Source organism: Sinomonas sp. T428B, from assembly GCF_056780155.1.
In genome coordinates, this window is the sequence record NZ_JBRAZR010000001.1 from 1,290,983 (window position 1) to 1,313,565 (window position 22,583).

Annotated in this window: 15 protein-coding genes; 4 read left to right on the top strand and 11 right to left on the bottom strand. The window is 74.0% G+C overall.

Annotation, left to right across the window (positions count from 1 at the left end; translation table 11 throughout):
• Positions 1–143: 143 nt before the first annotated feature.
• Positions 144–530 carry a nitrite reductase small subunit NirD gene (gene nirD / locus ACUYMY_RS05995; RefSeq protein WP_481702702.1) on the top strand — a complete coding sequence of 129 codons (387 nt, stop codon included), beginning with the start codon at positions 144–146 and terminating at the stop codon, positions 528–530.
• A 72-nt stretch (positions 531–602) separates the two neighbouring features.
• On the opposite strand, the gene ACUYMY_RS06000 is transcribed toward nirD, so the two are convergent.
• Both ACUYMY_RS06000 and ACUYMY_RS06005 read right to left on the bottom strand, forming a co-directional pair.
• The gene (locus tag ACUYMY_RS06000) at positions 603–2,432 is read right to left on the bottom strand and encodes a phospho-sugar mutase (protein WP_481702703.1); all 1,830 of its coding nucleotides are present in this window, start codon (positions 2,430–2,432) and stop codon (positions 603–605) included.
• A gap of 14 nt (positions 2,433–2,446) precedes the next feature.
• Positions 2,447–3,250 (bottom strand): purine-nucleoside phosphorylase, encoded by an 804-nt coding sequence (locus tag ACUYMY_RS06005; protein ID WP_481702704.1) that lies wholly within the window; start codon positions 3,248–3,250, stop codon positions 2,447–2,449.
• A 62-nt stretch (positions 3,251–3,312) separates the two neighbouring features.
• Here ACUYMY_RS06005 and ACUYMY_RS06010 point away from each other — a divergent pair, with 62 nt between their 5' ends.
• A complete protein-coding gene (locus ACUYMY_RS06010; RefSeq protein ID WP_481702705.1) occupies positions 3,313–4,737 on the top strand; it encodes an NAD(P)H-quinone dehydrogenase in 1,425 nt (474 codons plus the stop codon).
• Between the two features lie 295 nt (positions 4,738–5,032).
• Complete coding sequence (locus ACUYMY_RS06015; RefSeq protein ID WP_481702706.1) at positions 5,033–5,533, top strand: hemerythrin domain-containing protein; 501 nt, start codon at positions 5,033–5,035, stop codon at positions 5,531–5,533.
• Positions 5,534–5,537: 4 nt separating this feature from the next.
• Here ACUYMY_RS06015 and ACUYMY_RS06020 read toward each other — a convergent pair whose 3' ends face one another.
• The 4 genes from ACUYMY_RS06020 to ACUYMY_RS06035 form a co-directional block, all read right to left on the bottom strand.
• A complete protein-coding gene (locus ACUYMY_RS06020) occupies positions 5,538–6,833 on the bottom strand; it encodes a threonine/serine exporter family protein (RefSeq protein WP_481702707.1) in 1,296 nt (431 codons plus the stop codon).
• Positions 6,834–6,921: 88 nt separating this feature from the next.
• Entirely contained in the window at positions 6,922–8,514 is a 1,593-nt protein-coding gene (locus tag ACUYMY_RS06025) for an FAD-dependent oxidoreductase (RefSeq protein ID WP_481702708.1), read from the bottom strand.
• On the bottom strand, positions 8,511–10,781 hold the full coding sequence (locus tag ACUYMY_RS06030) for a molybdopterin oxidoreductase family protein (protein ID WP_481702709.1): 2,271 nt from the start codon (positions 10,779–10,781) through the stop codon (positions 8,511–8,513). The genes ACUYMY_RS06025 and ACUYMY_RS06030 overlap by 4 nt, the downstream gene beginning before the upstream one ends.
• A 5-nt stretch (positions 10,782–10,786) precedes the next feature.
• A complete protein-coding gene (locus tag ACUYMY_RS06035; RefSeq protein WP_481702710.1) occupies positions 10,787–12,205 on the bottom strand; it encodes an MFS transporter in 1,419 nt (472 codons plus the stop codon).
• Between the two features lie 281 nt (positions 12,206–12,486).
• On the opposite strand from ACUYMY_RS06035, the gene ACUYMY_RS06040 reads away from it, so the two are divergent.
• A complete protein-coding gene (locus ACUYMY_RS06040; protein WP_481702711.1) occupies positions 12,487–13,881 on the top strand; it encodes an MFS transporter in 1,395 nt (464 codons plus the stop codon).
• Between the two features lie 266 nt (positions 13,882–14,147).
• On the opposite strand, the gene ACUYMY_RS06045 is transcribed toward ACUYMY_RS06040, so the two are convergent.
• From ACUYMY_RS06045 to ACUYMY_RS06065, 5 genes are all read right to left on the bottom strand, one after another.
• Entirely contained in the window at positions 14,148–15,905 is a 1,758-nt protein-coding gene (locus tag ACUYMY_RS06045; RefSeq protein ID WP_481702712.1) for an acetyl/propionyl/methylcrotonyl-CoA carboxylase subunit alpha, read from the bottom strand.
• 174 nt (positions 15,906–16,079) lie between these two features.
• The gene (locus ACUYMY_RS06050) at positions 16,080–16,778 is read right to left on the bottom strand and encodes a Maf family protein (protein WP_481702713.1); all 699 of its coding nucleotides are present in this window, start codon (positions 16,776–16,778) and stop codon (positions 16,080–16,082) included.
• 91 nt (positions 16,779–16,869) lie between these two features.
• Positions 16,870–17,973, bottom strand: coding sequence for a flavin-containing monooxygenase (locus tag ACUYMY_RS06055; protein ID WP_481702714.1), 1,104 nt, complete (start codon positions 17,971–17,973; stop codon positions 16,870–16,872).
• Positions 17,974–18,179: 206 nt separating this feature from the next.
• A complete protein-coding gene (locus ACUYMY_RS06060) occupies positions 18,180–19,850 on the bottom strand; it encodes a LuxR C-terminal-related transcriptional regulator (RefSeq protein ID WP_481702715.1) in 1,671 nt (556 codons plus the stop codon).
• A gap of 122 nt (positions 19,851–19,972) precedes the next feature.
• Positions 19,973–22,579 carry an MMPL family transporter gene (locus ACUYMY_RS06065; RefSeq protein WP_481702716.1) on the bottom strand — a complete coding sequence of 869 codons (2,607 nt, stop codon included), beginning with the start codon at positions 22,577–22,579 and terminating at the stop codon, positions 19,973–19,975.
• Positions 22,580–22,583 lie beyond the last annotated feature (4 nt).

Sequence of the window (22,583 nt, forward strand, 5' to 3'; positions counted from 1 at the left end):
GGCGATTTCGCACCAGTTGCCCGGGTGTAACGGCCGATTAACTTCCCTGTCACGGGCGTGTTTCGCCGTCGGTGAGGGCGGTTTTACGTGGCCGTGACACAAGGTCAACCCCTGCGAAACGAGCCCCTCCGTAGCGTTGAAGCATGACGATCACAGCACCTGCACCCGTTGACTCCGCCGAGCTCGAGCGCTCCGTCACGGACGGACTCCGTTCCTGGCACAGCGTCTGCAGCCTGGAGGACCTCGAGCCGAACTGGGGCGAGGCAGCGCTCGTCGAGGGCCGGCAGATCGCCCTGTTCCGCCTCGCCACGGACGAGGTCTTCGCCGTCGAGCAGCGCGACCCCGCCACCGACGCCCATGTCATGGCCCGCGGCATCGTGGGCTCGCGCGGCGACCGCCCGACCATCGCCTCGCCCCTGCACAAGCAGGTCTACGACCTCCGCACCGGCGAGCGCCTCGACGGCCCGGGCTCCGGCCTCGCCGCGTTCGAGGTCCGCGTGGTCAACGGGATCGTCCAGGTCGCCGTCTGATCCAGCGGATCCACCACCCGGCCGCCCTCATGGCGGCCACCGCGCCGGGCGCTGGCACGAGAGCCTGAGGGCTCAGAGTCCCAGCGCCTCGCGCACGTCCTCGAGGGCGGCGTCCAGGGCCTGCCGGGCCGCTGCCCGCACCTCGGGGAGCTCGAGGACACTGTCCACCGCCCGGACCACCTCGAGGTAGCACTTGAGCTTCGGCTCGGTGCCGCTCGGGCGGATGATCACGCGCGTCGAGTCGCGCGTGGTCCACATGAGCCCGTCGGTCGGCGGCAGGTCCTCCGACCCGGCCGCGAGGTCCACCGCGCTCTCGACCGGCGAGTCGGCGAACGACTCCGGCGGGTCCTGGCGCAGGCGCGTCATCATCGCCCCGAGCAGCCCGAGGTCCGCCACGCGCACGCTGAGCTGGTCCGTCAGGTGCAGGCCGTGCCGGAGGGCGAGCTCGTCGAGCCGACGGAGGAGGCTGGAGCCCTCGGCCTTCGCCGCCGCCGCGGCCTCGGCGACGAGCAGCGCCGCCGAGATGCCGTCCTTGTCCTTGACGAGCTCCGGCGCGACGCAGTAGCCGATCGCCTCCTCGTACCCGTAGACGAGCCCCGGCACGCGCGCGATCCACTTGAACCCGGTGAGCGTCTCGCGGTGCTCGAAGCCCGCCGCCCCCGCGATCCGGGAAAGCAGCCGCGAGGACACGATCGAGTTGGCGAACACCCCGGCGGGCTCGGGGTGCACGGCGTGTTCGGCGGGCTCGCCCGCCGCCCGGCGCACAACATGCGCCCCGAGCAGCGCCCCGAGCTCGTCGCCCGTCAGCATGCGCCACTCGCCCGTCTCCGGGTCCGGGACGGCGACGGCGCAGCGGTCGGCGTCCGGGTCGTTCGCGATGACGATGTCTGCCCCCGCAGCCCGCGCCGTCTCGAGCGCGAGGTCGAGCGCGCCGGACTCCTCGGGGTTCGGGAACGCCACCGTCGGGAAGGCCGGGTCCGGCTCGGCCTGGGCCGCCACCGGCGTGATGTCGGTGAAGCCCGCGCCGCGCAGCACCTCGAGCGCGGTGCCGCCGCCCACGCCGTGCAGCGGGGTGTGCACGATCCTGAGGTCGCGGGCGGGGAATGCCTCTGGCCGCGCGAGGCCCACGACGGCGTCGCGGTAGCCGTCCGCGACGTCCTCCCCGAGCACCGTCCAGCCGTCCGCGGCGAGCGGGATGTCCCCCACGGGGCCGGCGGCGTCGATGAGCGCGGCGATCTCAGCGTCGGTCGGGGCGACGATCTGCGCCCCGCGCCCCGTGTCGTCGGTCGCCCGGCCCCCGAGGTACACCTTGTAGCCGTTGTCCTGGGGCGGGTTGTGGCTCGCGGTGACCATGACCCCGCCGTCGCAGCCGAGCGCCCGCAGCGCGTACGCGAGCACCGGGGTGGGCAGCGGCGAGGGCAGGAGGAACGTCTCGATGCCGGCGGCGGTGAACACCGCGGCCGTCTCGCGTGCGAAGACGTCGGAGTTCGTCCGCGCGTCGTAGCCGACGACGGCGCGCGGCCGGCTCGGGTTCGCAGGGTCGCCGTCGCCCGCACCAGCGCCCCCGGCGCCGTGCCCGGCCGACCGGGCGCCGCCATCGTCCGCGGGGACGCGCTGTCCGAGGAAGGCGGCAAGCCCGGCCGCGGCGCGGCGCACGACGACCCGGTTCATGCGGTTCGGGCCGGGGCCGAGCGCCGCCCGCAGCCCCGCGGTGCCGAACTGGAGCGTCCCGCCGAACGCGTCGGTCAGCTCCTGCACCGCGGCCGGCTGGCCCTCGGCGGCCTGGGCGAGGGTCTCGCGGAGGCGCGCCGCCGTCTCGGGGTCCGGGTCCGCGGCGGCCCAGGCCTCGGCCCGGGCCCGCAGCTCGTCGAGGCCGTCCACGCCGGTGGGGGTTGCGCTCATGGTGGGGGAGTCCTTCAGATCGCGGCGATGACGTCGGCAAGCAGGCGGGAGATCCGTGGCCCGGCGGCGCGGCCGGCCTCGAGGACCTCCTCGTGGCTCAGCGGCTCGGGGCTGATGCCCGCCGCGAGGTTCGTCACGAGCGAGATGCCGAACACCTCGAGCCCGGCGTGCCGGGCCGCGATGGCCTCGAGCGCCGTGGACATGCCCACGAGGTCCGCGCCGATCCGCTTCGCGTACTGCACCTCGGCCGGGGTCTCGTAGTGCGGGCCCGCGAACTGGGCGTAGACGCCCTCGGCGAGGCTCGGGTCGACCGAGCGGGCCACGCCGCGCAGCCGCGCCGAGTAGAGGTCCGTGAGGTCCACGAAGGTGGGGCCCTCGAGCGGCGACGTGGCGGTGAGGTTGATGTGGTCGCGGATGAGCACGGGAGTGCCGGGCGCCCAGTCCACGTTGAGGCCCCCGCAGCCGTTGGTCAGCACGAGCGTGCGGCAGCCCGCCGCCGCCGCCGTCCGCACCCCGTGGACGACGGCGCGGACGCCGCGGCCCTCGTAGTAGTGCGTGCGGGCCCCGAGCACGAGGGCGTTCTTGCCGTCGGCCGCGCGGATCGAGCGGATCGTCCCCACGTGCCCCTCGACAGCGGGGGCCGTGAAGCCCGGGACCTCGTGGGCCGGCAGCGTCGCGGTGGTCTCGCCGATGAGGTCCGCCGCGCCCGCCCAGCCGGATCCGAGGACGAGGGCGATGTCGTGCCGGGCGACCCCCGTGGCCTGGGCGATGTGGTCTGCGGCGGCCTGGGCCAGCTCGAAGGGCTCGGAAGTCGTCACAGGAAGAACCTACCAATGCCTCACGTGGCACGCACCGACGGGGGCAGGCAGAATGGTCTTCCGTGACGATGAACCCTGACTTCTCGGCCCCCCACATCGCAATCCTCGGCGGAGGACCCGGCGGCTACGAGGCCGCGTCCGTCGCCTCGTCCCTCGGGGCCCAGGTGACGATCGTCGAGCGGGCGGGGCTGGGCGGCTCCGCGGTGCTCACCGACGTCGTCCCGTCCAAGACCCTCATCGCGACGTCGGACCTTATGACCCGCGTCGAGGAGGCCTCCTCGGCGCTCGGGCTGCGCTTTGGGGACACGAGCGGCGAGCCGCTCACCCGGGACAAGCTGCGCGCCGACCTCGGCGTCGTCAACGAGCGCCTCCTCGGGCTCGCGCGCCAGCAGTCGGCGGACATCCGCGCGGGCCTCGAGGCCCAGGGCGTTCGCATCGTCATGGGCTCCGGCCGCCTCGCCGACACCCGGACCCTCGAGGTCGAGACCGTCGCCGGGACGGAGCGGATCGAGGCAGACGCCGTCATCCTCGCCGTCGGGGCCCACCCGCGCGAGCTGCCGACCGCGCGCCCGGACGGGGAGCGCATCCTCAACTGGGCCCAGATCTACAGCCTCGACGAGCTGCCCGAGGACCTCATCGTCGTCGGCTCCGGCGTGACCGGCGCCGAGTTCGCCTCCGCCTACAACGGCCTCGGCTCGAACGTGACCCTCATCTCCTCGCGCGACCGCGTCCTGCCGGGCTCCGACCCGGACGGCGCCGAGCTGCTCGAGAAGGTCTTCGAGCGCCGCGGCGTGCGCGTGCTCTCCCGCTCCCGCGCAGAGGCGGTGGAACGCACGGGGGACGGCGTCGCCGTCACGCTCAGCGACGGCACGAAGGTGACCGGCTCGCACTGCCTCGTGTGCGTCGGCTCGATCCCCAACACCGCCGGGATCGGCCTCGAGGAGGCCGGTGTGACCCTCGGCGAGGGCGGGCACATCAAGGTCGACGGCGTCTCCCGCACCACGGCGCCGAACGTCTACGCGGCCGGCGACTGCACGGGCGTGCTCGCGCTCGCGTCCGTGGCCGCGATGCAGGGGCGGATCGCCGTCGCGCACATCCTCGGCGACCAGCTCACGCCGCTGAACCTCGGGCACGTCGCCTCCAACATCTTCACGTCCCCCGAGATCGCCTCGGTGGGCGTCTCCGAGGAGGACGTGACGAGCGGGAGGATCTCCGGCGACGTCGTGACCCTGCGGCTCAAGAGCAACGCCCGGGCCAAGATGCGCAACACGACGGACGGCTTCGTCAAGATCATCTCCCGCAAGGGCTCCGGCACGGTGATCGGCGCCGTCGTCATGGGCTCGAACGCGTCCGAGCTCATCTTCGGCCTCGCCCTGGCCGTCGAGCAGAAGCTGCACGTGGACGACGTGGCCAACACCTACGCCGTCTACCCCTCGCTGTCCGGCTCGCTCGCCGAGGCCGCGCGCCGCCTGCACGTGCACCTCTAGGGGATCCTCCGGCGGACGACGGCGCCGCGCCTTTCCTCTTTCGGGTATGGATCTCCGCGCCCTTCAGCGCCTTCGGCAGTGCGCGTTTCGCCGTGAAGCGCTCTTCAAGCGCACTTCACGGCGAAACGTGAACTGTGAACCACGGCGGCCTGCCCCGCTCGGCCGGCAGGGCCGCCTTCGGGGACTTCCTGCCGCCCTGGCGGGGCTCTTCAAGGCCGGCTGGTCTGCCTTCGGTCTTGGATGCCGAGGGCCGCGGACCCTTGAGCGGGGCGCGCGGGGCGCGGAAGATGGCGCCATGGCATTCACCGAGGGAATGGACGGAACCGGCACCGGGTCAGGGGCCGACGACGGGGCGCTCGCCGACATCGCGAGGCACCACGGGCGGATGCTCGAGCGGGCCTCGGCGCTGGCCGGGGCCATCCTCGCCGCGGTCGAGGCGGGGGACGCGCCCCTCGCGCACGAGGAGAAGGGCGCCCTCCTGTCCTGGTGCGAGGACGAGCTCGTCCCGCACATTCAGGCCGAGGAAGGCTCGCTCTACTCCGGCGCCCGGGCCACCGGCGAGGGCCGCCTCCTCGTGGAGGGCCTCCTGCTGGACCACGAGGCGATCGCGGGCTACGTCGAGGAGCTGCGCGCCGCCGAGGGGCTGCGGGCCGCGGCGATCGCCGCCGCGATCGCGCGCGCCTTCGAGCTGCACCGGGCGAAGGAGGACGCCCTCCTGTACCCGCTCATCGCCGGGAGCCAGGAGCTCTCGCTCGCCGAGGCGAGCCGGGGGCTCGAAACCCTCGTAGGCCCCTAGCCCGCTACTGCCCGCCCCGGCCGGGCCGCGCGAAGAGCGGCACGAAGGCGCGCCCGACGACGACGCGCAGCGACCGCCACACGAGGACGCCGCAGTACTCGCCGAAGGACATGCCCGCGGCGAGGGCGAGCGCCGTCGCCGCCGCGCCCACGAGCGAGCCGCCGCCGCCCGGCGCGAGCCCGCCGACCTCGAGCAGCCCCTGGTAGAGCTGGAGGCCCGGCAGGAGGGGCAGGATCGCGCACGTCGCGAGGGCGGTGAGCGGCAGCCGGAGCCGGTGCGCGACGGCGACGCCGGCCACCCCGGCCGCGAACGCCGCGGCGGCGGCCGCCCACACGGGCCCCACGTGCGGGGCGCTGCCGGCGTAGGCGGCGAACGCCCCGGAGGCGAGCAGGGCCGCGGGCGCGAGCGCGGCGGGCGGGGTTTGGGTCGCGACGCCGAAGCTCGCCGCGACGAGCGCGGCGGCGACAAGCACGATTACGAGGGGGAGCGCCCCCAGGGCCACGCCCTGGGTCACGTCGAGGGCGATACCGAGCGAGTGGACGCCGAGGAGGCCCAGCTGGACCCCGGCGACGAGGCCCAGGGTGTTCGTGACGCCCTCGAGGATCCGCCCCGCGGCGTTCACGTACCACCCCGTGATCGCGTCGTGGATCGCGCCCATGCTCGTCATGCCGGCGAGCGCCACGAGGATGACGGCGACCACGACGACCGCGGGCGAGCTCCCGGGCGAGAGCGCCTGGACGGCGGCGGCGATCGCGACGCCGAGGAGGCCGATGGCGGCCTGGATGAAGAACCACGGCCAGCCCCGGCGCAGGAGCGTGACGACGAGCCAGTCCACCACGAGGTTGGCGGCGAACGCAGCGCCGGCGACGACGGGCCCGCCGCCGAACAGCACCGCCGCCATGCCGCCGGCCGCGCCGATGGCGAGCCGGGTGGCCCACCATGGGTAGCGCCCGGGCCGCTCCTGGATCCGGCGGACGGTCGCGGCCACGTGGGCGGGCCCCAGCGCCCCCGTGCGCACCCGGTCGACGAGCTCCATGACGGCGGCGAGCCTGCCGTAGTCGAACGCCCGCGGCGGGACCTCGCGGACGGCCACGAGGGTGCGCTCCCCGGGGTCCCGCCAGTAGACGGCGACCTCGGAGTAGGCGGCGGAGGCGGTGACCTTCGCCAGGCCGCCCGCCGCGGCCACGTGGGACGCCGCCGCCGAGGCCTCGCTCGCGGCCGCCCCGTTCACGAGGAGGGCCGACGCTGCTGCAGCGGCGGCCTCGAGCACGGCCTCGGGCTGGGCGGGGTGGGAAGGCATGCCCCACTCCTACGGCACGGTCCGCCCCGCGGGCAAGCCGGCCTCCTGGGGACGCGTGCCGACCGAAGAGGGGCGACCGCTCGGCCGCTTACGCGGCGACGGAGGCGAAGTGCCGCTCGATGAGCTCGCGAACGCCGTCGTGGCAGCTGCCGCAGCCGGTCCCGGCGCGCGTGGCCTTGGAGACCTCCTGGACCGTCGAGCAGCCGCCCGCGACGGCCTCGCCGACCTCGCCGTGGGTCACGCCCGCGCAGCGGCACAGCACGGCATCGGGCCCCGCGGACGCGCCCGAGGCCGCCCCCAATGCGGCCTCCGGCCCGTCGAGCCGGAGGATCACCGAGCGGTCGGCCGGGAGCTCGGCCCCCGACTCGAAGAGGAGCGTGAGCTCGGCGGCGGCACGGGGCATGCCGAGCGCGACGAATCCTTCGAGGACCCCGCCCCGCGTGGCCATCTTGACGTACGCGCCGTGCTCCGGGTCCGCCCAGACGGCGACCCTGAGCGGGGCCGGCGAGCATGCGTCCTCGAGCGGGTCCAGGTCCCACGGCTCCGCCGCGACGCGCCCGGCGACGGCGAGGTTCACGCCGCGGGCCTTGAGCAGGATGACGCCCGGCTTCTCGGGCGCGAGGGGCGCCGGCTGGGCCTCGCCGAGCAGGTCGTGGCGGAACTGGGCCGCGAGCCAGTCGGCCTGGCGCCAGCCGGGGGCGATGAGGCCGCTCGGCGCGCCGCCGCGGCCGTCGGCCGTGCACTCGGCGCAGCCCGCGTCCGTGCAGCGCACCTGGGCGCAGTCGCCGATCGCGAACACGTGCTCGGTGTGCAGGGCGCGAAGCGTGTGGTCCACGAGGATGCCGGCGTCGACGGCGAGCCCGCCGCCCTCAGCGAGCTCGCGCCGCGGCCGGGCGCCGCACGCGAGGAGGAGGAGGTCGCCGTCGACCGCGGAGCCGTCCTCGAGCAGCAGAGCCCGGAAGGCGCCGTCGGGCCCGGTCTCGATGCCGGTCGAGCGGGCGTTGCCCGCGACGCGCACGCCCTGCCGGCGCAGGGCCGCGGCGAGCGTTCCGCCGCCGATCCGGTCGATCGAGCGGCCGAGCGGGCGGTCGCCGTGGTGCACGACGGTCACGGTCGCGCCTTCCTCGCTCGCCGCGAGGGCCGCTTCGAGGCCGAGCACGCCGCCGCCGAGGACGACGACGTGGTGCCGGCCCCGGACCGCCTCGGCGAGGCGGGCGGCGTCGGAGACGTCCCGCATGGCCGTGACGCCGTCGGGGAGCACAGGGTGGAAGGGGTCCGGGTTGAGGCCCGTGAGGTTCGGCACGACGGCGCGGGCGCCGGTCGCGAGGACCACACGGTCATATGCCAGGGCCGTCCCGTCCGAGAGAAGGACCCGGCGGCGCGAGCGGTCGAGCCGCGCGACGCGCGTGCCCGTGATCACGCGGACCCCGTCGGCGGCGAGCTCGTCGGCGTCGGCGAGGCTCATGGCGGCGAGGCTCGTGCGGCCCACGCCGAGGTCCGCGACGAGCACGCGGTTGTAGGCGGCGTGCTCCTCCTCGCCCACGACCGTGAGCTCGACCGCGCCGGCCGCGGCGGCCGGGCGGAGCTCGTCGACGAACCGTGCGGCGACGGGGCCGAAGCCGACGACGACGATGCGCGGCCGGGTCAGGGCTGCGGCGGGCTGCGGGGTCGTGGCGGTCATGGACGCTCCTTACGAGGGGCGGGGACAAGGCTGCTGGTGGCCAGGAGGTCGCGCTCGCCGGCCGTCGCGGCGGCGTCGGGGGCGACGTCCGGGTCGACGACGGCCAGCTCGACGAGCACGCGGGTGGTCTTGAACTCGGGCATGCCCGAGACCGGGTCCGTGCGCTGCTCCGTGACCTGGTTCGCCGCGGCGAGGCCCGGAAAGTGGAACGGCAGGAACACCGTGTCAGGGCGGAGGTCCGTGCTCAGCTCGGCGCGCGCCAGGACGACGGGCTCGGGCTGCGCGTCCCGGCCCTGCGCCGTCGCCGCCGCGGCGGCCTGCTGGCGGCGCACGCGCACCCACGTGCCGTCGGCGATCCCGAGCCGCGCGGCGGGGGCCGGGTGCAGGGACAGGCGCACCTCGGGCTGGGCCGCGGAGAGGGCCTGGACGCGGCGGGTCTGGGCGCCGGACTGGTAGTGCTCGAGGAGGCGCCCGGTCGCGAGCTGGAAGGCCCCGGCCTCGGGGCCTGCGCCCGGCAGCGGGGAGGACGCGCGGACGGCCACGAGCCTGGCCCGCCCGTCGGGGTGGGCGAAGCCGTTGGCGAAGAGACGCGGCGTCCCGTCCGAGCCCTCGGGGCAGGGCCAGTGCAGGGCCTCGCCGGCGTCGAGGCGCTCGTAGGTCACGCCGGAGTAGTCCGCGAGCCCGCCGGCGGAGGCGGCCCGCAGCTCCTCGAAGACGGTGCGGGGGTCGGCGGAGAACTCCGAGGGCGCGTCGAGGAGCTCCGCGAGCCGGTTCATGATCCACAGCTCGCTGCGGGCGCCGGCGGGGGGCTCGAGGGCGCGACGACGGCGCAGGATTCGGCCCTCGAGGTTCGTCATGGTCCCCTCCTCCTCGGCCCACTGCAGGACTGGGAGGACGAGGTCCGCCTCGCGCGCGGTCTCGGACATGAAGAAGTCGCAGACCACGAGGAAGTCGAGGGCGCGCAGCCCCTCGCGCACCGCGGAGACGTCCGGCGCGGAGACCACGACGTTGGCGCCGTGCACGAAGAGGCAGCGCACGCCGTCGTCCTTCCCGAGCGAGGCGAGCAGCTGCACCGCGGGCAGCCCCGGGCCGGGGATGGACTCGGCGGGGACGCCCCACACGCGCGCGACGTGCTCGCGGGCGGCGGGGTCGGTGATCTTGCGGTAGCCGGGGAGCTGGTCCGACTTCTGCCCGTGCTCGCGCCCGCCCTGGCCGTTGCCCTGGCCGGTGAGCGTGCCGTAGCCGCCGCGCTCGGAGCCCGGCAGGCCGAGCAGGAGGGCGAGGTTGATCGCGGCGGTCACGGTGTCCGTGCCGTCCGCGTGCTGCTCGATGCCGCGGCCCGTGAGGATGTAGCACGAGCCCGTACGCGCCGAGCGGGCCAGCCGTGCGGCCGTCTCCCGGACGAGCGCTGCCGGGACCCCGGTGGCGGCCTGGACCCGCTCGGGCCACCACGGGGCGACCGAGCGGATCACGGATTCGAAGCCGACGGTGCGCTCGGCGACGTAGCCGTGGTCGAGGAGCCCGTCGTTGATGACGACGTGCGCGAGCCCCAGCAGGAGGATGAGGTCCGTGTGCGGGGCGGGCTGCAGGTGCGTTCCGGCGCCGTCGGCCGTGAGCGCGGCGGTCGCCGAGCGGCGGGGGTCGACGACGACGAGGCCGCCCGCCGCACGGGCGGCGGCGAGGTGCGCGACGAACGGCGGCATGGTCTCGGCGACGTTCGAGCCGAGCAGGAGGATCGTGTCCGCCGTGTCGAGGTCCTCGACCGGGAACGGGAGCCCGCGGTCGATGCCGAACGCCCGGTTGCCGGCGGCCGCCGCCGAGGACATGCAGAACCGGCCGTTGTAGTCGATGCGCGAGGTGCCCAGGGCCAGCCGGGCGAACTTGCCCAGCAGGTAGGCCTTCTCGTTCGTGAGCCCGCCACCGCCGAACACCCCCACCGCGTCCCGCCCGTGGGCGGCCTGGGCGGCGCGGACCTCGTGCGCGACGCGCTCGAGGGCCTGCTCCCACGGGACCGGCCGGAACTGGCCGTCCTCGCCGCGCAGCAGCGGCTCGGTGACCCGCTCGGGGTGGCGCAGCAGCTCGGCCGAGGTCCAGCCCTTGCGGCAGAGGCCGCCGCGGTTGGTCGGGAAGTCCCGGCCGTCGACCTCCAGGGGAGGCAGCGCGGTTGCTCCCGGCGCGGCGGCGCCGCCCGCCCCCGCCGGGGAGGCGGGGGCGAGCGACATCGCGCACTGCAGGGCGCAGTAGGGGCAGTGGGTGGCAGTGCTCATGGAGGTCAGACCTTGGCTCCGGCGACGAGGCTGCCCTTGCGGACGTAGCAGACCGCGGTCACGGCCAGCATGAGGACGTAGGCGCCGACGAAGCCGAAGAACGCCGGGATGTAGGAGCCCGTCGCGGTGCTCGAGGCGCCGAGCAGCTGCGGGATCATGAAGCCGCCGTAGGCGCCGATCGCCGAGATGAGGCCGAGGGCCGCGGAGGCGAGCCGGGCGGTCTCCGTGGCGGGGGCGCCGCGCTGCGCGGCGCGGCTGGCGCGGGCGAAGATGACCGGGATCATTCGGTACGTCGCGCCGTTGCCGAACCCGCTCGCGGTGAACAGCGCCAGGAAGAGAACGAGGAAGAGCCAGAAGTTGGCCAGCGGCAGGGTCGCGATGACGAGGAGCGTGATGACGGCCATGACGCCGAACGACGTGACGGTCATGCGGGCCCCGCCGAAGCGGTCGGCGAGCTTGCCACCGTAGGGGCGGGCCAGGGAGCCGACGAGCGGGCCGAGGAAGGCGAGGGAGATCGCGGCGGCGCCGACGGCGAAGGAGGAGAACTCGGGGAAGTAGTCCTTGATGAGCTTCGGGAAGACGCCCGAGAAGCCGATGAACGAGCCGAAGGTGCCGATGTAGAGGAACGCCATGATCCACAGGTGGGGTTCCTTGAGCGCGGCGATCGAGCCGGCCAGGTCACCCTTGGCGTTGGAGAGGTTGTCCATGTTCTTCCACGCGCCGAAGGCCGCGAGGAGGATGAGCGGGACCCAGAAGAGGCCGGCGACGCTCAGCTTGGCGCCGGAGGCGACGAGGGCGGTGAGGGAGACGGCGATCGGGACGACGAGCTGCGCGACAGCTGCGCCGAGGTTGCCGCCGGCGGCGTTGAGGCCGAGGGCCCAGCCCTTCTCCCTCGCGGGGTAGAAGAAGGTGATGTTGGCCATGGAGCTCGCGAAGTTGCCGCCGCCGAAGCCGGCGAGGCCCGCGAAGAGGAGCATGGTCAGGAACGGCGTCGTCGGGTCGGACACGCACACGGCTAGGCCGATCGACGGGATGAGGAGCAGGAGCGCGGAGACGATCGTCCAGTTCCGGCCGCCGAACTTGGGGACCATGAACGTGTACGGGATCCTGAGGGTCGCGCCGACGAGGCTCGGCATCGAGATGAGCCAGAACGTCTCGGACGTGCTGAGCTGGAAGCCGGCGCCGGGGAGCTGGACGACGACGATCGACCACAGCTGCCACACGACGAAGCCGAGGAACTCGGCGAAGATGGACCAGCGGAGGTTGCGGCCGGCGATTGCGCGGCCTTCTCGCTCCCACTGGACGGTGTCCTCGGGGTTCCAGTGCTCGATCCAGCGGCCCTTGCGGACGTCGAGCCGGAGGCCGGACGACGGCGGGGCGGCGGCCTCCGGGGCGGCCGGTGCGGTGCGCGGTTCGGTGCTCATGGGGTCCTCCTTACGGGGGGAAGAGGGGCATCGGGCTTGTCATCAAAACTAAGAAGCCCGCGTTTCACCCGACCGCGCGGGGTGTTAACACGCTGTGACATCTCCCTCTCCGCTCCGGGCCGCCCGCGTGAGTGCGGAGGAGAGGTCGGCGCGCCCTCTAGGGTCGTCTCACATGCTGGCCCTGATGTCCGATCAGCGGACTACTCCAGGGTAGGATGTCCCGTCCTGAATTCCCGCCGAGGCTGTCTGTCTGACGGCCCGGCCTGCGAAAGTGAACGTGAATGTCCACCTCATCTGCGGTGACAGAGCCCACCCAGTCGAACACGCGAGGTCGCGTCATCTTCTCGAGCCTCATCGGGACGACGATCGAGTTCTTCGACTTCTACGCGTACGCGACCGCGTCCGTGCTCGTGTTCCCGAAGCTCTTCTTCCCCAACGCGAGCGACATCAACGCGATCCTGAGCTCGTTCGCGATCTTCGGCGTCGCCTTCGTGGCCCGCCCCGTCGGCTCCGTCCTGTTCGGACACTTCGGCGACAGGCTCGGGCGCAAGGGGACCCTCGTCGCGTCCCTGCTGACCATGGGCCTCGCGACCTTCTTCATCGGCCTCCTGCCGCCGGCGACGACGGCAGGCTGGGTCGTGCTTGCCCCCCTCCTGCTCGTCCTCCTGCGCTTCGCCCAGGGCCTCGCCCTCGGCGGCGAATGGTCCGGCGCCGCGCTCCTGGCCACCGAGAACGCACCGGCCAACCGCCGCGCGGTGTGGGGCACCTTCCCCCAGCTCGGCGCGCCGATCGGCTTCATCCTCGCCAACGTCCTGTTCGTGCTCCTCGACGCCCTCATGACGGACGAGCAGTTCATGGCGTACGGCTGGCGCATCCCGTTCCTCGCGAGCATCGTCATGGTCGCGATCGGCCTCTACGTCCGCCTCAAGCTCGTTGAGAGCGTCTCCTTCCAGAAGGTCGTGCTGGAGGAGAAGGTCGCCAAGGTCCCGCTCGCGGCGACGTTCAAGCACCACTGGCGGGCGGTCATCGCGGGCACGTTCATCATGCTCGCGACCTACGTCCTCTTCTACCTGACGACGAGCTTCACGCTCACCTACGGCACGGCGACGGACAAGGTCGAGGTGGCCCGAGCCGCTGCCGAGAAGGCCGGCAAGCCGTTCAACGAGGCGGCCTTCGTCCCCGGCCTCGGGATCGAGCGCAGCGAGTTCCTCTGGATGCTCATCCTCGGCGTGGTGTTCTTCGGCATCTTCACGGTCGTCTCCGGCCCGCTCGCCGAGAAGTACGGGCGCCGGAAGTTCCTCCTGTGGGTCACGGCGGGGATCCTCGTCTTCGGCCTCACGTGGGGCCTCATGTTCGGCCCGGGCAAGGGCGCGGCCCTGGTCGGCCTCATCGTCGGCTTCACGCTCATGGGCCTGACCTTCGGCCCGATGGCCGCGATCCTTCCCGAGCTGTTCCCCGCGAACGTCCGCTACACGGGCTCCGCCGTCGCCTACAACCTGTCCTCGGTGATCGGCGCGGCCCCGGCCTCGTTCGTCGCGATCGCCCTCTGGCAGGCGGGCAAGGGCAGCACGACGCTGGTCGGCGTCTACCTCGCCGCCGCCGCACTGCTCACTTTCGTGGCACTCTGGCTCACCAAGGAGACCAAGGACCGCGCATTCGAGGAGAACGTCGCCTAGAAGGGCCGAATCCGGCCATTCAGCGTGACTGAGGTGGCCACTCAACCGGAAGGGTTGAGTGGCCACCTCTTCTCGCTTGACCGGCCAATGGACCCCGGAACGCTGAAAGGTGACCCCGCAACGTTGAGACGTGACCCCGCAACGTTGAGAGGTGACCCCGGAACGCTGAAAGGTGACCCTGCATTGGAATTCCAACGCGGGGTCACCTTTCCGTCAATGCGGGGTCAGGTCCCAAGCTTGCGGGGTCACGTCCCTGCGATGCGGGGTCAGTCCTCGATCGTCGCGATGAGCGCGCCCGCCGAGACCGTCTGGCCCGCCTCGGCCACGAGGCCGCGCACCGTGCCGGACTTGTGGGCCGTGAGCGGCTGCTCCATCTTCATCGCCTCGAGGACAACGACGAGATCCCCCTCGGCGACCGTGTCGCCGTCGGCGACGGCCACCTTCACGATCGTGCCCTGCATCGGCGCCGTCAGCGCGTCGCCGCCCGCCGCGGCCGCACCGGCGCCCGAGGCGCTCCGCGAGCCGCGCACCTTCTTCTTGGCCTTGGCGGGCTTGCCGCCGCCGAGGGCGAGGCCGCCGGGGATCGTCACCTCGAGCCGCCGCCCGCCGACCTCGACGACGACGCTCTGGCGCGCGTCGGCGTCGTCCGCCGCGTCGGCGCCATGGGCGCCCGCGTAGGGGGCGAGGTCGTTGACGAAGGCCGTCTCGATCCAGCGCGTGTGCACGGAGAAGGGGCCATCGGCCGGGGCGAACGCAGGGTCGCGCACGACCTTGGCGTGGAACGGCACGACGGTCGGCATGCCGGTGATCTCGAGCTCGTCGAGGGCCCGGCGGGAGCGCTCGAGGGCCTGGGTGCGGGTCGAGCCCGTGACGATGAGCTTGGCGAGCATCGAGTCGAAGTTGCCCGAGATGACCTCGCCGGCCTCGACGCCGGAGTCGACGCGGACCCCCGGGCCCGTCGGGTACCGGAGGGTCTCGACCGTGCCGGGGGCCGGCATGAAGCCACGGCCCGGGTCCTCGCCGTTGATGCGGAACTCGAACGAGTGGCCGCGGACCTCGGGGTCCTCGTAGCCGAGGGCCTCGCCCCGGGCGAGCCGGAACTGCTCGCGCACGAGGTCGATGCCCGTGACCTCCTCGGAGACGCAGTGCTCGACCTGGAGTCGCGTGTTGACCTCGAGGAAGCTGATCGTGCCGTCCTGGCCGACGAGGAACTCGCACGTGCCGGCGCCGAGGTACCCGGCCTCCTTGAGGATGGCCTTGGACGACTCGTAGAGGCGCTTGTTCTGCTCCTCGGTCAGGAACGGCGCGGGCGCCTCCTCGACGAGCTTCTGGTTGCGGCGCTGGAGCGAGCAGTCGCGGGTCGAGACGACGACGACGTTGCCGAACGCGTCCGCGAGGCACTGGGTCTCGACGTGCCGCGGGGCGTCCAGGAAGCGCTCGATGAAGCACTCGCCGCGGCCGAACGCGGCGGTCGCCTCGCGCACGGCGGACTCGTACAGCTCGGGGATCTCCTCGAGGGTGCGGGCGACCTTGATGCCGCGCCCGCCGCCGCCGTACGCGGCCTTGATCGCGACGGGCAGGCCGAACTCGCGGGCGAAGTGGAGGACCTCGTCCGCGGAGCCCACCGGGTCGGCGGTGCCGGGGACGAGCGGCGCGCCGACCTTCTCGGCAATGTGCCGGGCGCGGACCTTGTCGCCGAGCGCGGCGATGGCCTCGGGCGAGGGGCCGATCCAAGTCAGACCCGCATCGATGACGGCCTGGGCGAACTCCGCGTTCTCGGCGAGGAAGCCGTAGCCGGGGTGCACGGCGTCGGCGCCGGCGGTGCGCGCGGCGTCGAGGATCTTGTCCATGACGAGGTAGGACTCCGCGGCGGTCGTGCCGCCGAGCGCGAAGGCCTCGTCGGCCAGCCGGACGTGCAGTGCGTCGCGGTCCGGGTCCGCGTAGACGGCGACCGAGGCGATTCCCTCGTCGCGGGCGGCGCGGATGATGCGGACGGCGATCTCGCCTCGGTTGGCGATGAGCACCTTCGAAATGGGCCTGCTTGCAGCAATGGGGGACAAGGCTACTCCGTTCTGTACAGCGGGAAGCCTAGCGCCCTCTTGGTGGATTCGCCCATGTTGGTGGCGGATTCGGTGCGTGGGGCCCCGATCCTTTGTAGGGTGCCTACAAATCGCCGGGATCGGGTGCCGGGGCGCGCGTCAGCGCACGACGGCGGCCGCCCACCAGTCCGTGAGCCGCACCCCGGCCTCGGCCAGGAGGGCGCGCAGGGCCGAGACGGAGAGGCCGACGACGGCGTGCGGGTCGCCGTCGACGCGGGCCAGGAAGGCCCCGCCGAGGCCGTCGATCGTGAACGACCCCGCGCAGTGCAGGGGCTCGCCCGTGGCGACGTAGGCCGCGATCTCCTCCTCCGACATGGGCGTGAACTCGACCCCCGCCGAGGCGAGCCGTCCCGCCCCGGGGCCGCCGCCGTCGTCCGCGGCCTGCCCCTCGCCCGCGGACAGGGGTGCGCCGCCCGCGCGCCGGTCCACGAGCCAGTGACCCGTGTGCAGGATTCCGGCCCGGCCGCTCATCTCGGCGAGGCGCTCCCGCGCGACCTCGGGAGTGTAGGGCTTGCCGTGGGCGCGGCCGCCGAACTCGAAGACCGAGTCGCAGCCGAGCACGAGCGCGCCCGCGGAGGCAGGGAGCGCGGCGACGGCCTCGGCCTTGGCGCGCGCGAGCAGGAGCGCCGTCTCCGCGGGGGACGCGCCGGGGTGGGCGGCGGCGACCGCGTCCTCGTCGACGTCGGAGACGAGGACGCGGTGCGGGATCCCGGCCTCGTCGAGCAGCTTGGTCCGGGCGGGGGACTTGGAGGCGAGGATGAGCTCCGGCGGGGACAGCGGGGCGGCGTGGTGGGTCACGCCGCCCAGCCTAGCTGTCCTGACCAGCCCGGGCCTCCGCTCGGCGCTGCCCTGCGGCCTGCGCGCCGGCCGGGTGCCGTTCAGGCCGCGGTCATGCCGACGCCAGCGTCCTGGAACGCGCGCCGGACCGCTCGGCGATCCGCCGGGCGAGGTAGCGGGCGTCGAGGGACGTGGTGCCGAAGGTGCCCGAGGCCGGCCCGCGCTGGAACGGCTGGCCGAGGAAGTAGAGCCCGGGCTCGCCGGCGACGACGCCGCGGTCCTGCTCCGGCAGGGCGCCCTCGTGCACCGAGGGCAGGTCGATCCAGCTGAAGTCCGTGCGGAAGCCCGTGCACCAGATGACGTTGGCGGGCTCGTGGACGGTGCCCTCGGCGTCGACCGGCCGGCCGTGGTCCACGCCCACGATCCGCGGCGCGAACGCGACCCCGGCGGCCGCGAGCTCCGCGGACTTGGTCCGGATGAGGGGCGCGCCGCCCTCCTTGATCTTGGGGATGACCCGACGCCCGAGCGGGTTGGAGAGGGTGAGGACGTGTCGGCCGGCGAAGGCGATGAGCGGGAAGGCGAACCGCGCCGCCCTGCGCCCGTGCCGGAACGGGAGCTCGGGAGTGGCCCGCCCGGCCACGGTCGTCTCGTGGCTGGCGCACAGCTCCTTGGCGATCTCGGCCCCGGAGTTGCCGCGGCCCACGATGAGCACGGGGCCGTCCGCCAGCTGGGCCGGCGAGCGGTAGTCGGACGAGTGCATCTGGACGATCGAGGGATCGAGCTCGCCGGCGAACCCCGGGGTCCGCGGGGTCTGCTCGCCGCCCGTGGCGACGACGACGTTCGCGGCTCGCCAGATCCTCGTCCCGGCGGTCACGACGAGGTCCTGTCCGTCGCGATGGACGCGCTCCACGCGGATGCCGTTCTGCAGGGGCAGGGCGAAGTCCCTCGCGTAGGCCTCGAGGAAGTCCGCCACCTCGTCCTTCGTGGGGAAGCCGAGCCGATCGCCCGGAAAGTCCCGACCGGGAAGGCAGTTGACGTAGCTGGGCGTGAAGAGGCGCAGCGAGTCCCACCTGTCGCGCCAGCCGTCGCCGGGGCGGGGCTTGGCGTCGAGGATCACGAAGTCGCGGCCCTGGCGGGCGAGGTAGTGGCCCAGGGCGAGGCCGGACTGGCCGCCCCCGATGACGACCGTGTCGACGACGGTCTCGGTGCCGTTCATGGCGAGCTCCTTGCGGTGTGGTGGACTGGGCGAGGTGTACTGGGCCCCGAACCGGGGGTTCCGGGATCGGGAGTTCCATGCCTTCACGCTACGGAGGCAGGGGTGCCCGGCGCGTCGGGAGAACTGTGCAAAAGGGGCGCCGGCCACGGCGTGGGCAATTGTGCGCAGTCCAGGACGTGTGCGCAGCCCAAGAAGCGGGGGAACGGCTAGGACGCCGACCGCCCCGCGAGCCCATGCTCGAAGGCGTAGGCCGCGGCGGCCGTCCGCGACGGCAGCCCGAGCTTGAGCAGGATGTTGCTCACGTGCCGCGCCACAGTCTTCTCGCTCAGGAAGAGCTCCCCGGCGATGGCGCGGTTCGGCCGGCCGCTCGCGACGAGGGCGAGCACCTCGCGCTCGCGGGGGCTGAGCGGGCCCGGTGCCTCCTCCAGGGCCGCCGGCGGCCCGGACGCGGCGGACGACGGCGCGACCCGCCGGAGCGCCTCGAGCGCCGGGGCCGCGCCGAGCTCCTCGAACATCGCGCCGGCCGTGGACAGCTCGAGCCGGGCGACCTCGTCCTCCCCGAGCGCGAGCAGCGCGCGGGCCTTGAGCACGAGGGAGCGGGCGGCCTCGTAGGGGGAGTCGACCTCGCACCAGAGGCGCCACGCGTCCGTCGCCTCCTCGAGCGCCGTCTCCGGCCGGCCCTCGGCGAGCAGCACGGAGGCCGCGCCGTAGGCGGCCAGGGCCTGCACCCAGGGCATCGGGCGCTCGCGGGCCGCGGCTGCCAGCTCGTCGGCGGCCTCGCGGGCCGCGGCGACGTCGCCTGCCGCGAGCCCCGCCTCGACGAGGGCGGGCAGCAGCGCGCGGCGAGTGACGGCGTCGTCCTGCTCCGCGGCGTGCCGCAGGAGCGCGTACGCCGCCTCCGGCTGGCCCTGCGCGAGGCGCAGGAGCGCGAGCCCGGGCTCCGGCTCGAAGCCCGAGCGGCGGGCCCGCAGGTAGGCGGCCTCGGCGGCCTCGAACTCGCCGCGCAGCCGCTGGACCTCGCCCTCCTGGTAGAAGGCGCCCCAGCCGGCGTTGCGGTCCCCGGCCTCGTAGAGCGCCTGCGCCGTCCGGGCGGCCTCGAGGGCCTCGTCCCAGGCGCCGTGCAGGCAGAAGAGCTCGGCCCGGTGCATCTGGCACTGCCCGCTGAACCTCACGAGCCCGCCCTGGCCGGCGCGCCACCGGTCCAGGGCGGCGGTCCACTCCTGCGCCCGCGCGAGGTCGAACGCCGCGTGGCAGCTTTCGATGACCGAGCAGTAGACGATGCCCGAGGCCACGGTGCCCACCGTCCCCGACATCATCGACACGAGCGCCTCGTCGAGCAGCCGCATGCCCTCCTCGGTCTCGCCGAGCCGGACCGTGGCCTGGCCCCGGCCGAGGAGGGCGAGGGTCTGCAGCTCCCGGTCCCTGAAGGCGGCGGCCGTCTCGGAGCACTGCGTGAACAGGGTCAGGGCCGTGGCCGGCTCGCCGTGGAACAGGGCGCGGAGGGCTTGGGGGATCAGGAGGAAGGCCTCCTCGGCGGACGGTTCGCCGAGTTCGTCGAGGAGGCTCCGGACGCGCCCGAACCATCCGGAGCTCGCCGCACGCTCGCCCGCCGACATGAGGTGCATTCCCAGCCAGGCGGCGCACCGCGCCGCGGCGCGGAGGTCGCCGAGCAGGACGTAGTCCTCGTGGGAGCGCCCGAGACGGTCGATGCCCTCCTCGAAGCGGCCCACGAGCAGTGCCGCCGTCCCGAGCCGTTGGAGGTCGTCGGCGGCCAGCCCGCTCTCCTGCTCCGCCCGCGCGAGCTGCTCGAAGGCGTCCTGCCACCGGCGCTCGGCGTACGCCGTGCGCCCGAGGTCTGCGGCGGTCGACGTCGGCACGGTCGGTTCCCGGGGCTGCTCGCCTGCCGCGCGGGTCGCGGCCGGCTCTGTGTGCGTCAGGATAGCCCCGGGCCGCCGGGGTTCCTAGGCCACGGAGACGCCGGTGCCGGCCCCAGCAGGGCTCAGCGGACGGCGGGCTCGGCCGCCCGGGCGGGGGCCGCCGTCGTGCGCTCGAGCCTGGCGCCCTCGATGTCGAGGTCCGGCAGGATCCGGTCCAGCCAGGCCGGGAGCCACCACGCGGCCCTGCCGAGCAGGCGCATGACGGCGGGCACGAGGGTCATGCGCACGACGAACGCGTCGAGGAGCACGCCGAGCGCGAGGCCGAAGCCGAGCGGGCGGACCATCGTCAGGTGGCTGAAGATGAAGCCCGCGAAGACGCTGACCATGATGATCGCCGCGGCCGTGATGACCCGGGCCGCGTGGTGGAAGCCGGTCCGGACCGCGAGGTGGGCCTCCTGGCCGTGGGCGAAGGACTCGCGCATGCCCGAGGTGATGAACACCTGGTAGTCCATCGCGAGGCCGAACAGGATGCCGATGAGCAGGATCGGCAGGAAGCTCAGCACTGCCCCCGGGTGCGTGACGTCGAAGACCGGGCCGAGCCAGCCCCACTGGTAGACGGCGACGATCGCGCCGAACGCTGCGCCGAGCGAGAGGAGGAACCCTCCCGTGGCCAGGAGCGGGACGAGCAGCGAGCGGAAGACGAGCATGAGCAGCAGGAGCGAGAGTCCGACGACGATCGCGAGGTACGGCGGGAGCGCGTCGGCGAGCTTGGCGGAGATGTCCACGTTCGCCGCCGTCTGGCCCGTGAGCCCGACAGCCACGCCCGTGTCGGCCTTGATCTCGGCGCCCTTCTCGCGCAGGTCATGCACGACCTGGACCGTGCTCGCGCTCGCGGGGCCCTCGGTCGGGATGACCTGGAAGACCGACGTGCGGCGGTCCTCGCTGAGGGTCCCGGGGACCGCGGCCACCACGCCCGGGACGGTGCGGAGCCGGTCCGCGACGTCGAACTGGACGGTCTTCGCGGCGTTCTCGTCGAGCCCCGCGGGGAGCTCGCCGACCACGATGATCGGGCCGGTCATGCCCTGGCCGAAGTATGTCCCCGTGGCCTCGTACGCCTTGAAGGCGCTCGAGGCGACCGGCTCGGACCCGCCGTCTGGCAGGGCCAGGCGGAGCTGCGCCGCCGGCAGCGCGAGGGCGCCGAGCAGGGCCACGGACGCCACGACCGAGAGCCAGGGGTGCCGCGTGACCCATGCGCCCCAGCCGCGGTGGGAGGCCGCGAGGTCCTCGCGGGCCGCCTCCTCCTCGTGGCCGGCGCGGGCGTTCTCCGCCTCGGCCCTCGCCCAGCGGCGCCTCGAGACGATCCGCCGCCCGGCGAACCCGAGGACGGCGGGCAGGAGAGTGACCGCCACGAGCACGGCCACGGCGACGGTCGCGGCAGCCGAGAGGCCCATGACGGCGAGGAACGGCAGCCCCGGGACGACGAGCGCGGCGAGCGCGATGATCACGGTGAGGCCCGCGAAGACGACGGCGTTGCCGGACGTCCCCGTGGCGAGTGCGACGGACTCGCGCGGGTCCATGCCGCCCAGGAGCTGGTTCCGGTGCCGGTTGACGATGAAGAGCGAGTAGTCGATGCCGACGGCGAGGCCGAGCATGAGCCCGAGCATGGGGGTCACCGAGCTCATCTGCACGACGCCGGTCAGGGCGAAGGTGCCGCCCACGCCGACGGCGACCCCGACGAGGGCCATGACGAGCGGCAGGCCCGCGGCGACGAGCGTGCCGAGCATGACGATGAGGACGACGGCGGCGACGCCGACGCCGATGGCCTCCGCGGCCCCGAAGATCGAGGAGATGTCCTGGGTCAGCTCCTTGCTCGCGTGCGCCTCGACGCCGGGCACGCCGGCTGCGATCCGCTGGATGTCCTCGCGCAGGGACACGGGGAGGCCGTCGGTGGACTGGGTGAGCTGCAGTGCCGCGATGGCGGCCCTGCCGTCGGCCGAGACGAAGCGGAGGTCCCCGGCTGCCTGGGACTGCCGCTCGGCGAGGGCGAGCTGGGCCTTGGCCTCGGCGATCTTCGCGGCGCCCTCGTCGGCCTGCTTCCGGCCGGCGTCGTACTGGGCCTGGCTGGCGTCGAGCTGTGCGCGGCCCGCGTCGAGCTGCGCCTGGGCAGAGGCGGTGGCCTGGGCGATGGCGGCCTCGGGGAGGCCCTGGGCCGCCAGCGCCTGCCTCTGGGCGTCGAGCTGAGCCTGACCGGCCTCAAGCTGGGCGCGGCCCGCGTCGAGCTGGGCCTTGCCGGCGGCCAGCTCGGGCTCCCCGGCGGCGAGCCTGGCCTCGTTCGCCTCGATCTCCTGCCGCCCGGCCGCGATCCGGGCCGTCGCGCCGTCGAGCTGGGCCTGCGTGGCGAAGGGGTCGGTGACGCCGCGGACGCCGTCGAGGCCCTTGATTTCGTTGAGGGCGTCGCCCAGCTGGCGCTTCTGGGCGTCGGTGAAGGCGGCGCCGGGGGACTCGAAGACGATCGACGCGTTCCCGCCCGAGGCCGAGGGGAGGTCAGCCCTGAGCTTGTCCGCCATGCGCTGCGTCTCGGTGCCGGGAATCTGGAAGTTGTTGGTCATGGTGCCGTGGAACGCCGCGGCGGATCCGCCGACGGCGGCGACGAGCACGAGCCAGAGGGCGAGCACGAGCCAGCGGCGGTCGTAGGAGAACCGGCCGAGGCGGTAGAGGAGGGTGGCCATGGGA